The organism is Providencia sp. PROV076, from assembly GCF_028483405.1.
Classification (GTDB): domain Bacteria; phylum Pseudomonadota; class Gammaproteobacteria; order Enterobacterales; family Enterobacteriaceae; genus Providencia; species Providencia huaxiensis.
Window position 1 is genome coordinate 1 of the sequence record NZ_JAMPRR010000011.1, and the last position, 12253, is coordinate 12253.

Sequence of the window (12253 nt, forward strand, 5' to 3'; positions counted from 1 at the left end):
CACCTTTACCGCTGATCGTGGTGAATAGAATTGTTGGAACTAAAGTAGTGAGTAACAGCTCACAGATCATTTTGTGGAAAAGAGAATTTTAAGAATGTCACGTGAGTATTATGGATTGGGTGCTTGTTCATCATGGTGATGAATGACATCACCTGAGTCAAAGTAGTAAGTAACAGCTCACGTATTTTTTAATTAGGTGCAGGTAAGTCAATAAAATTAAATGGATATAGTGAGTTGATAATTATCTATTACTCCAGGGAATGTAACTGCTTGAGCCAAAGTAGTAAGTAACAGCTCACATGTTGAAGGGGGCGGTGACTGCCGGTGATGGTAGTGGGGTGAGGGGAGCTAGGAGGAGCAATGGAGTGTATCAGTGTGACGAATGGACATTCTAGACGTAAAGTAGTGAGTAACAACTCACAGGTTATTTTGTGGAAAAAAATTTAAGAATATCACGTGAGTACTGTGGACTGGGTGTTTCTCCATCACGGTGATGAATGACATCACTTGAGTCAAAGTAGTAAGTAACAGCTTACGTATTTTTTAATTAAGTGCAGGTAAGTCAATAAAATCAAATGGATATAGTGTATTGATGATTATCTATTACTCCAGGGAATGTAATCACTTGAGCCAAAGTAGTAAGTAACAACTCACGTGTTGAAGAGCGCACGGAGATATAAGTGATGGCTGTGGGGTAAAAAGAGTTAAGAGAGTTAGGTTAGGCAATCGGTAGGTGACTCTTAGTGGCATTGGCTCTGTGAATGAAAATTTTGGATATAAAGTAGTGTGTAACAGCTCACATGTTGAAGGGGATAGTGGTTGCTGTTGATGGTGATGGGTTGACGGGAGTTAGGAGGAGCAATGGAAGAAAAGCGTTTGTATTGGCGTGATGAATGGATGTTTTAGATACAAAGTAGTAAGTAACAACTCACTTGTTGAGGTGGGACTGTGACTGCCGGTGATGGTCGTGGGGTGACGGGAGCTAGGAGGAGCAATGGAAGAAAAGCGGTTGTATTGGCGCGATGAATGGATGTTTTAGATACAAAGTAGTAAGTAACAACTCACTTGTTGAGGTGGGACCGTGGTTACTGGTGATGGTAGTGGGGTGACGGGAGCTAGGAGGAGCAAGGAAGAAAAGCGGTTATATTGGCGTGACGGATGGATATTTTAAACGCAAAGTAGTGAGTAACAACTTACTGGCACTACAGAATGAATTGAAATAATTGGGATAATGTAGAGATAGATTTTAAAGCTAATTATTGAGTATAAATTATGTAAAAGCCTTCTTATTATTTGTAGATAATAAAAATGAGTAACTCTCAATATAAAATATGGGAAATCAATGAGTTGATTGTTGGATATACTCATTGAGAATAAGTAATAAGTTCTAGTGCTTGAAATTATTTCATTTAACCTTGAAACACTCGACAAGACGAATAACATTAGTTAGATTATTTAGCATTCTAGAAGTCTAAACGTATAAACGGAAAAAGGGGGATGAATGATGCCTATTCGTTTACCAGATGAACTACCGGCAGTTAATTTCTTGAAAGAAGAAAATGTTTTTGTTATGACAACAACAAGAGCTAGTCATCAAGAGATCCGCCCCTTGAAAGTGTTGATACTCAATTTGATGCCGAAAAAGATAGAAACTGAAAATCAGTTTCTTCGTTTACTGTCAAACACACCATTACAGGTTGATATTCAACTATTACGAATTGATCAACGAGAGTCAAAAAATACTCCGACAGAGCACTTGAATACCTTTTATTGTGATTTTGAAGACATACAGGATCAGAATTTTGATGGCTTAATTGTAACGGGTGCTCCGCTAGGACTGGTTGAGTTTGATGACGTACTATACTGGCAGCAAATAGAAAAGGTGATAGCTTGGGCAAAGCAACATGTAACATCAACCCTTTTTGTTTGTTGGGCTGTACAAGCCGCTTTAAAGGTGCTGTATGACTTACCAAAATGGACTAGAGAAGAAAAATTATCTGGTATTTACCAGCATGATACATTAGAGCCATATGCTTTGCTGACAAGAGGGTTTGATGGATCATTTTATGCGCCTCACTCTCGTTATGCCGATTTTCCTGAAGATCTTATCCGTCAGCATACGGATCTGGAGATTTTAGCAAGTTCACAGGAGGCAGGTGCTTATTTATTTGGGTCAAAAGACAAGCGCTTAGCATTTGTGACAGGCCATCCAGAATATGATGGAGATACGCTTGCACAAGAATATTGGCGTGACCTAGATGCTGGAATTTCGCCTCAGATCCCATGCAATTACTTCAAAAATGATGATCCCAATAATCCCCCAATGGTGAGTTGGCGTAGCCATGGTCACTTGTTGTTTTCAAATTGGTTGAATTATTATGTGTATCAGATCACACCTTTTGATCTTACTAATATGGAACCAACACTAGATTAAAAAAAGAAATATAAATTTAGTAATGACAATAAAATAAGTGTTTTAACTGGTTATACCAGTTTAAATTAGGCTTATATCGTAGAAACAGGTGTCACAGTTAGTCTGAAAGCAGCTATTTATTAGCTGCTTTTTTTATTTCCAACGAAAAATTTCAAAAGTACAGCTTTCTATAATTAGTTGATTTAACGACTATTTAACATTTTATTTAAAGTAAAGGAATGGGTGGTCAATTCATCCATTCTTTAAAAATACATTATTATTAATAAGTTACATGTTTATTTTAATAAAATGGAAATCGTTTTTGATTTATTTTTGTTTTGATCTTATGCTTAATTCATAGTCAACGATGAATGAGGGATTGGTCGATGGAGCAGCAACTACCTGTATCGGAATTAACATTCACAAAGAATATTGAACAGCTAGAAAATCAAGTTTTATCTATTGATTCTATTGTATTTCTTTCTAAGTTAGTTGAAGAGTTTCTTCCTCGTAGAGAGAGATTATTAAAAGATAGGGTACTCAGGCAGCAAAAGATCGATGCTGGCTCTTTGCCTAATTTTATTTCGGAATTTGATTCCATAAAAAAATCGAATTGGAAGATTCAAAGTATCCCAGCAGATTTGCAAGATCGCCGTGTCGAAATTACTGGTCCGGTCGAGCGTAAAATGGTTATTAATGCTTTGAATGCTAATGTGAAAGTATTTATGGCGGATTTTGAGGATTCTCTGTCTCCTTCATGGGAAAAATTGATCGATGGTCAAGTCAACTTAGGGGATGCGATTCGTGGTGATATTTCTTATACCAATGAAAGTGGAAAGGTCTACCAATTAAAATCTAATCCTGCTGTTTTGATTGCTCGTGTTCGTGGCCTTCATTTAGATGAAAAACACGTTTTATCAGGAGAGAAGCCGATCCCTGGTGGCCTATTTGATTTCGCTATTTACTTCTTTAATAACTATCAAGCGTTATTAAAAAAAGGGAGTGGCCCTTATTTTTACATCCCAAAACTTGAATCTTGGGAGGAAGCAAAATGGTGGAGCGATGTCTTTAGTATGGCTGAAGATTTGGTGGGGATACCTCGGGGCACGATCAAAGCAACCGTACTGATTGAAACATTACCCGCAGTATTCCAAATGGATGAAATCTTGTACCACATGCGCCACCATATCGTGGGGCTGAATTGCGGGCGCTGGGACTACATATTTAGTTATATCAAAACTCTGAAGGAGCACGCAGATCGCGTCTTGCCAGACCGCCAAGTTGTCACAATGACACAATCATTTTTAAGTGCTTATTCGCGCTTATTAATTAAAACGTGTCATCGCCGTGGTGCATTTGCGATGGGGGGAATGTCTGCTTTTATACCGAGTAAAGATCCTCAAGAAAATGAAACTATTTTAGCGAAAGTAAAAGCAGACAAAGAGTTAGAAGCGAAAAATGGGCACGATGGCTCTTGGATTGCACATCCGGGCTTAGCGGATACCGTTATGAGCGTGTTTAATCAAGCTCTTGGTGGGCAGCAAAACCAGCTACATGTATCCCGTGATTTCGACGAAGAAATCTCGGCTGACCTGCTATTAGAGCCTTGTGCCGGTGAACGAACAGAAGCAGGCATGCGAGCTAATATTCGTGTTGCGGTTCAATACATTGAAGCATGGATCTCCGGGAATGGCTGTGTACCCATCTATGGTTTGATGGAAGATGCTGCGACAGCAGAAATTTCACGGACTTCAATTTGGCAGTGGATCCGTCACGGTAAAACATTGTCCACCGGTGAGAAAGTCACTAAGGCTTTATTTGAAGAAATGCTGGATGAGGAATTACAAGTTATTCAAAAAGAACTTGGTGATAAGCGTTTTCAAAGCGGTCGTTTTCGTGAGGCTGCAGAACTGATGAGGCGCATTACAACACAGGATGAACTTATAGAATTCCTAACTATCCCCGGATACCAATTATTAGATTAAGCATAGTAAATAAAAAATTCGATAAACCCTACATATTCTTATAAAGGAAGTGGATCATGACAACATCGCGCTTAGAACAAATTGCCGAATTAGAAAATGAGTGGAAAAAACCACGTTGGAAAGGCATTACTCGCCCATATACAGCCGAAGAAGTGGTGAAATTACGTGGTTCTGTGAATATTGAACACTCTTTAGCGCGCAAAGGTGCAGAGCGTTTTTGGGATCAGTTACATGGTGGTTCAAAGAAAGGCTATGTAAATGCACTGGGCGCTTTAACGGGTGGGCAAGCGCTACAACAAGCGAAAGCAGGTATTGAAGCTATTTATTTATCAGGTTGGCAGGTTGCTGCGGATGCAAATACGTCATCGAGTATGTATCCAGACCAATCACTTTACCCTGTTGATTCAGTGCCATCAGTAGTTAAGAAAATTAATAATACATTTCGTCGTGCAGACCAAATTCAGTGGGCGAATGGTATTGGCCCTGACAACAAAGAGTATATTGATTATTTTTTACCTATTGTCGCAGATGCGGAGGCGGGTTTTGGTGGTGTATTAAATGCCTTCGAACTCATGAAAAATATGATAGAAGCGGGGGCCGCAGCTGTCCATTTTGAAGACCAATTAGCCGCGGTTAAAAAATGCGGTCATATGGGTGGGAAAGTTCTTGTTCCTACTCAAGAAGCGATTCAAAAACTGGTTGCAGCTCGTTTAGCGGCGGATGTTTCAGGTGTACCAACTATTTTGGTTGCTAGAACGGATGCCGATGCAGCAGACCTTTTAACATCTGACTGCGATGATTATGATGCGGCATTTGTTACTGGGGAACGCACCTCTGAAGGTTTTTTCCGTACTAAAGCAGGAATTGAGCAAGCGATTAGCCGCGGGCTCGCTTATGCACCATATGCAGATCTTGTTTGGTGCGAAACGTCAAAACCTGACCTTGAAGCAGCAAGACAGTTCGCTGAGGCTATTCATGCTAAATATCCAGGTAAGCTATTGGCTTATAACTGTTCTCCATCTTTCAATTGGAAAAAGAATTTAGATGACAGCACGATCGCGCGTTTCCAAGACGAACTTTCAGCGATGGGCTATCGCTTCCAGTTCATTACGTTAGCAGGTATTCACAGCATGTGGTTCAACATGTTTGATTTGGCTCACTCTTATGCACAAGGTGAGGGCATGAAACATTATGTTGAAAAAGTTCAAGAATGTGAGTTTGCTGCAATGAATAAAGGTTATACCTTCTCTTCACATCAGCAAGAGGTAGGAACCGGCTATTTTGATAAAGTGACAACCGTTATTCAAGGTGGGGCTTCATCAGTAACGGCTTTAACTGGTTCAACTGAAGAAGAGCAATTCTAGTTAGATTATTTTCCTTTCAATCGGTGTTTCTGGTGTCTTTATTGGTTAGCTATATCTGTTAATTTTTCAGGCACGTTTAGTGCCTGTTTTTTATTCAAAGTGAGTCTGTATTCTTATAGGAGTGGTTATGATATTGACGACAGAACAGATAATAGCGCAAACCATTTTACAGGGTTTTGATGCGCAATATGGCCGCTTCCTTGAAATAACCTCAGGCGCACAAGAAAGGTTTGAACAGGCAGATTGGCATGCCATTCAGCATGCGATGAAAAGACGAATTCAATTGTATGACCATCATGTTGGCTTAGTTGTCGCTCAGCTACAGTTTATGGGGTTAGTGCAATCTTTAACCCCTGATAAATTGGCACAAATAAAAAATATTTATAAAACCTTATTACCGGATTACCCAAGGTTTGAAATAGCAGAAAGCTTTTTTAATTCCGTTTATTGTCGGCTATTTCAGCATCGGGAGCTGACACAAGATAACCTATTTATTTTTACGTCTCAGCCTGCGAGGCGCTTTTCTATTTCGCCTAGGCCGTTATCTCGCGAATATATTGTTAATAATAATTTAGAGGGATTATTGTTTACAATGTTAAGTGGATTACCACTAAGGCTAAAGTGGCGGAATCTGGATTTCGATATTCATTGTATTATCAATGTATTGGAAATAAGATTTCCCGATATTGAAAACCAAAAAGTCAGCTTCCATATCGCAAATGAGCTATTTTATCGTAATAAGGCAGCTTGGTTGGTCGGTAAAATTTATATTAATGATGAGGTTTATCCATTCTTACTCCCTATTCATCATGATGATTGTCAGTACATTTATATCGATACCTGTTTAACTGAGTTTGATGAAGCCAGTATTGTGTTTGGTTTTGCTCGGTCCTATTTTATGGTGTATGCCCCTTTTCCAGCAGCTCTGGTTTTTTGGTTGAGGGAGATTTTACCCAGCAAGTCAATTGCTGAATTATATATGGCAATTGGCTGTCAAAAACATGGAAAAACAGAGTATTACAGAGAGTATCTCGCCTATATTAATTTTTCACGAGAGCAATTTACTGTCGCTCCAGGCGTGAAAGGAATGGTGATGTTAGTCTTTACATCGCCTTCGTTCGACCGTGTTTTTAAAATTATTAAGGACCAATTTGCCCCACAAAAACAGGTGACACGAGAACGGGTTTTAGAATGCTATCGTTTGGTTAAAGAGCACGATAGAGTTGGTCGCATGGCTGACACCCAAGAGTTTGAAAATTTTGTGATTAGCAAATCTGCTATCAGCGATGAACTAATGACGGAGTTATTGAAAGAAGCTCCATCTCAAATTGAAGATTTAGGCGATAACATATTGATTCGTCATCTGTATATGGAAAGAAAGATGATCCCATTGAATATCTATATGGATAATGCCACTGATGCGCAATTACATCATTCATTGAATGAATATGGTTTGGCGATTAAGCAATTAGCGGCTGCAAATATTTTCCCCGGAGATATGTTGTTTAAAAATTTTGGCGTAACGCGTCATGGCCGTGTTGTCTTTTATGATTATGATGAAATCTGTTATATGACAGAGGTGAATTTTCGTAAAATTCCTGAGCCATTATACCCTGAGCAAGAGTTATCGAGTGAGCCATGGTATAGCATTGGTGAGCAAGATGTTTTTCCTGAAGAGTTTGCTTCTTTTATTTGCCAAAATGAGAAAATTCGTCATTACTTGCAACAATATCATGCAGATTTATTTTCCGCAGATTATTGGCAAAAGTTACAAAATAGGATTTTGGCGGGGTACGTAGAAGATGTTTATGCTTATCGTGAGGAATTACGTTTTTGTCATAAACTCAATGAGGTTGCATAATTTTAATCGTATTAATTAAAGAGGGACAAAACGACCCAGCAAGTGACTGAGCCGTTTTTCGGGGCACTATCTTTTGGCGCCTTGTACAGCCTCTTGTGCAAGTTGGGTAATTTTTTCGTAATTACCTGAATTCAGTGCTTCTTCAGGAACGAGCCAAGAACCACCAATGCACAGAACACTATCTAATTCTAAATAGCTAAGGTAATTAGCTAGCGATATTCCACCCGTTGGACAAAATTTGACTTGTGAGAAAGGGCCGGCAATGGCTTTTAACGCTTTAACCCCACCGTTGGCTTCTGCTGGAAAAAATTTAAACGCTTTCAAGCCATATTGCATACCAAGCATAAGTTCAGAAACGGTTGAAATACCTGGAATTAAAGGAATATTTCCTTTAGTGGCGGCATTGAGCAATTCATCCGTCAAGCCGGGGCTGATTGCAAATTGTGCTCCAGCTTCAGTGACTTCAGCAAGTTGTTTTGCATTGATAACAGTGCCTGCGCCAATAATCGCTTCAGGTACTTCTTTCGCAATGAGGCGAATAGCATCAATAGCACATTCAGTGCGTAAAGTGACTTCTAAAACGTTAACACCACCTTTGACTAATGCTTTTGCAAGAGGAACCGCTTGTTCTAATTTTTTAATAACAATAACAGGGACGACAGGGCCTTGTTTTAATACGCTTTCAGCGGTCATTTTCCAATTATTCATTTTCTATTCCTATTCAATGAAAATAGATTAAAAATCAATGCTACAAGCGCCTTCTTCGGCACCTGATAAGTGTCTTCTTAATGCACCGAAAAGTTCCCTTCCACAACCACTACGCTCAGCAGTTAAATCAGCCTCAAAGGGTTGGCGTTTATTGAGTTCTTCTTCTTCAACCAGTAATTGTAGTTCTCCGGTCAATGCATTTACCCTAATAATATCGCCATTTTTTACTTTTGCTAACAGTCCACCATTGTAAGCTTCAGGCGTGACATGAATTGCGGAGGGTACTTTGCCAGACGCTCCAGATAAGCGGCCATCAGTAACGAGTGCGACTTTGTAGCCTTTATCCATAAGTACACCAAGAGGCGGCATTAGCTTATGAAGTTCAGGCATGCCATTTGCAGATGGCCCTTGGAAGCGGACAACGATGATACAATCTTTATTGAGTTCACCTGCTTCAAAGTGTGCGGCAATCTCATTTTGATTGTTAAATACGACTGCTGGAGCCTCAATAATTTGATTTTCTTCAGGAACAGCTGATGTTTTCATCACTGCGCGTCCTAAATTACCAGACAGTAATTTTGTGCCTCCATGAGGAGAGAAAGGGCGGTCTATATCAGCAATAACATCCAGATTGAATGAGGACTCTGGTCCTTCTCGCCATGCAAGTTGGCCATTGTTTAACCAAGGCTCCAAGGTGTAATTTGTTAGACCAAATCCTGCGACGGTATGGACATCGTTGTGCAATAAACCTTTTTGTAATAGCTGGCGGATAAGTAAAGCTACACCACCCGCAGCTTGGAATTGGTTGATATCTGCTTGGCCATTAGGATAGATACGGCAAATGAGTGGAACAATGGCAGAAATATCAGAAAAATCATCCCAATTGATAATGATCCCTGCGGCTCTTGCTATAGCCACAAGATGCATGGTTAAGTTAGTTGAGCCTCCCGTCGCGAGTAATGCGACGATACCGTTAACAATCACTTTTTCGTCAACCAGTTGACCAATAGGTAAATACTGGCCTGACTGCTCAGTTAAACGTGTAATTTGTCGTGCGGCGGCTTCTGTTAATGCATCTCGTAGTGGAGAATCGGGCGGTACAAATGACGCACCGGGTAGATGTAACCCCATCACTTCCATCATCATTTGATTTGAGTTAGCCGTACCATAGAAAGTACAGGTACCTATCCCATGGTAAGACGCAGCCTCAGCCTCTAATAAAGCGAGTCTATCAACCTTGCCTTCAGCATACAGCTGGCGAATGCGAACTTTTTCTTTATTTGGTAAACCCGTAGCCATTGGGCCTGCTGGAACAAATATTGCGGGAAGGTGGCCGAATGAAAGTGCACCAAGCATTAAACCAGGAACAATTTTGTCGCAAATGCCTAAATAGAGTGCGCCATCAAACATATTGTGGGATAGACCAATGGCGGTTGACATGGCAATGACATCTCGACTTAACATCGATAACTCCATCCCATCTTGACCTTGGGTTACACCATCGCACATTGCGGGAACACCTGCAGCGACTTGGCCAATCGAGCCGGCTTCTAATAATGCTTTTTTGAGTTGCTCTGGATACTTATCGTATGGACGATGTGCTGAAAGCATATCATTGTAGGAATTGATGATAGCAATATCAGAGCGAGTCATGCTTTTAAGAATTTGTTTTTCTTCGCTTTGACAGGCTGCAAAACCATGGGCAAGGTTACCACAAGCTAATGATGCTCGATGGACAGTCATACTACGAGCCTGCTCTATTTTCTTGAGGTAAGCGGCTCGAGTTTTCACGGAACGAGAAATGATACGTTGAGTGATGCGATCAAGTTCTTTATTGATCACCGAAGGATTTGTCACTTTAGAGGTGGTCATGCTCATGATAATTGCTCCATAGCGCAGTAAAATGATGAATCAAACTGCAAGTCAATTTGGGGTGTACCTATCGTTATTTGCTCGAGTACTATAGCATCAATGTTACCGGTAACATTGTTCAATGAAAATGGAGGCGTTGCAATATGGAAAATGAATATTCGAAGCTATCTGTGATCTGAATCAAATTTATATTATGGTATGGACAGGGTAGAAAATAGACAAATAAGCATGCTATAGTGGCTTTATTGATGGTTTTATCATCAAATTCAATTAGATAATTGCAGAAGGTTAGGTCGTATCAATGAGAAGAGCGCAAGAATGTTAAGGCTAGCTATAGCGGCATGTATATTGCTATTGGCAAATTTTGTAAGGGCTGAAGTGATTTTAGTTTCGGGCTCATATAAAGTCTTAAATGAAGTTTTTAATGAGCAAGCAGCAATGCAATTACATAATGCGTCACAAGCAGACAAAATTGATGCAATGACTCAACGTTTTTTAACGACGCCTTATAATAAGCAAACATTGAATATGAGCCCGTTATCAGCCGAAGAATTAGTCATTAATTTGAAAGAAATGGACTGTATGACATTTATAGAGTACACCGAAGCTTTTAAGCGTTCTAAAAACTATGAACAGTTTGTTTTAAATTTAATCAATATTCGTTATATCAGTCAAAATATTACATTTAAACATCGTCGGCATTTTTTTTCTGATTGGGCACAAGAGCCTGAAGCAATTGTGGTCGATATTACCAATGAAATAAGTTCACATGCAGTTAAGGTAAATAAACGACTTAATTTTAAAAACCATAATCAGATGTATATATCGGGATTGCCGGTTAAAAATAGGTTAATAACCTATATTCCAACAGAATATGTAGATGATGACTTGGTGTTGAGGTTGAATGCAGGGGATTACATTGGTATTTATTCAAAGGATAATGGGTTAGATGTCAGCCATGTGGGGGTTGTAATACGTAGGGGGAACAAGACAATATTTAGAAATGCTTCTTCACTACGTGGAAATCTTCAGGTCATTGATATTGAATTGAGTGATTATTTAAAAGGAAAGTCTGGTATTGTTGTTTTTAGACCTAAATCAGATAATTAGTCTATTTATTTTTGATATAAAAAATAAGTAAACTCAAGTTTATGTATGTATAAAATCAATACATAAAATAAAATCAATACATGCAATAAAATAGTTCAATAATGAAAATTATACAATTGTTTTTATTGGTTGCTAATCATTGCTAGTTACATTTAAAATGTAAAAATATATTAAAATATCGATTTGATCAAAAAAAATATATATAAATATTATTTTATACCAAAAAGAGAAAAACTTTTATAAAGCAATGGATTACTTTGTAAATATGACTGGGGTCTCTTTTTTTTGTATATAAAGATGATGTTTACCTATTGTTCTTGCCATCTTTGATTGTTCATAACTATTTTAAAAGGTGATAATTAATTTTATAATGAGTAATACTAGCTAAATTATTTGTCTTATTTAAATTTAGGAGATGGTTATGCATATCGCTAAAAATAAAAATGTTTATGCATTATTAGGTAATCATTTACGTAAGGCTAGAGTAAGTAAAGGATTATCAGGGAATGAGTTAGGCGAAATTATTCATTTGAGTCAACAGCAAGTATCACGATATGAGTTAGGTATTAATAAGTTGAGTTTAGATAAACTGATTGAAATTGTGATTTTTTTAGACATCGATATTAATGAAATTACTAGAATTATTGCTAAGCAGGTTGAATATGAAAAAATGAGTTAGTGGTAAACAAAGTAAAATGCTTTTTATTTTCTATTTATGAAATTATTATAAATAATTTATTTTCTTTAAAGGTTTTTAGTATAAGAATGGGGTGTCACTTATACGTATAGGGAACTAGATGATTAATTTTTCAGAACGCTAGAAAAATAAATTTTATGGTAAGTATTTAAAATTGAAAATAATTTGGAATTAAATTATAGAAATAAGAATAATCAATTTCATGTTTTTTTATTTTTAAAGTGAATTTATTAGTGTTCATAA

Annotated in this window: 8 protein-coding genes; 6 read left to right on the plus strand and 2 right to left on the minus strand. The window is 38.2% G+C overall.

Features of this window, described 5'->3' with window-relative positions; all coding sequences use genetic code 11:
- Positions 1 to 1504 precede the first annotated feature (1504 nt).
- From metA to aceK, 4 genes are all read left to right on the plus strand, one after another.
- Positions 1505 to 2434 (plus strand): homoserine O-acetyltransferase MetA, encoded by a 930-nt coding sequence (metA, locus tag PSF67_RS07715; protein ID WP_102140242.1) that lies wholly within the window; start codon positions 1505 to 1507, stop codon positions 2432 to 2434.
- A gap of 365 nt (positions 2435 to 2799) precedes the next feature.
- Positions 2800 to 4398, plus strand: coding sequence for a malate synthase A (gene aceB / locus PSF67_RS07720; RefSeq protein WP_166267874.1), 1599 nt, complete (start codon positions 2800 to 2802; stop codon positions 4396 to 4398).
- 56 nt (positions 4399 to 4454) lie between these two features.
- Positions 4455 to 5762 (plus strand): isocitrate lyase, encoded by a 1308-nt coding sequence (aceA, locus tag PSF67_RS07725; RefSeq protein ID WP_102140209.1) that lies wholly within the window; start codon positions 4455 to 4457, stop codon positions 5760 to 5762.
- A gap of 127 nt (positions 5763 to 5889) precedes the next feature.
- Positions 5890 to 7623 (plus strand): bifunctional isocitrate dehydrogenase kinase/phosphatase, encoded by a 1734-nt coding sequence (gene aceK / locus PSF67_RS07730; RefSeq protein WP_272676723.1) that lies wholly within the window; start codon positions 5890 to 5892, stop codon positions 7621 to 7623.
- Between the two features lie 66 nt (positions 7624 to 7689).
- On the opposite strand, the gene PSF67_RS07735 is transcribed toward aceK, so the two are convergent.
- Both PSF67_RS07735 and edd read right to left on the minus strand, forming a co-directional pair.
- Positions 7690 to 8331: a bifunctional 4-hydroxy-2-oxoglutarate aldolase/2-dehydro-3-deoxy-phosphogluconate aldolase gene (locus tag PSF67_RS07735; protein WP_102140211.1), complete on the minus strand. Its 642-nt coding sequence runs from the start codon at positions 8329 to 8331 to the stop codon at positions 7690 to 7692.
- 27 nt (positions 8332 to 8358) lie between these two features.
- Complete coding sequence (gene edd, locus PSF67_RS07740) at positions 8359 to 10203, minus strand: phosphogluconate dehydratase (RefSeq protein WP_375373128.1); 1845 nt, start codon at positions 10201 to 10203, stop codon at positions 8359 to 8361.
- A 318-nt stretch (positions 10204 to 10521) separates the two neighbouring features.
- Between edd and PSF67_RS07745 the strand changes: the two genes are divergently transcribed.
- Both PSF67_RS07745 and PSF67_RS07750 read left to right on the plus strand, forming a co-directional pair.
- Positions 10522 to 11313 (plus strand): N-acetylmuramoyl-L-alanine amidase-like domain-containing protein, encoded by a 792-nt coding sequence (locus PSF67_RS07745; RefSeq protein WP_102140212.1) that lies wholly within the window; start codon positions 10522 to 10524, stop codon positions 11311 to 11313.
- A gap of 421 nt (positions 11314 to 11734) precedes the next feature.
- The gene (locus tag PSF67_RS07750) at positions 11735 to 11992 is read left to right on the plus strand and encodes a helix-turn-helix domain-containing protein (RefSeq protein WP_229597511.1); all 258 of its coding nucleotides are present in this window, start codon (positions 11735 to 11737) and stop codon (positions 11990 to 11992) included.
- Positions 11993 to 12253: the final 261 nt, after the last annotated feature.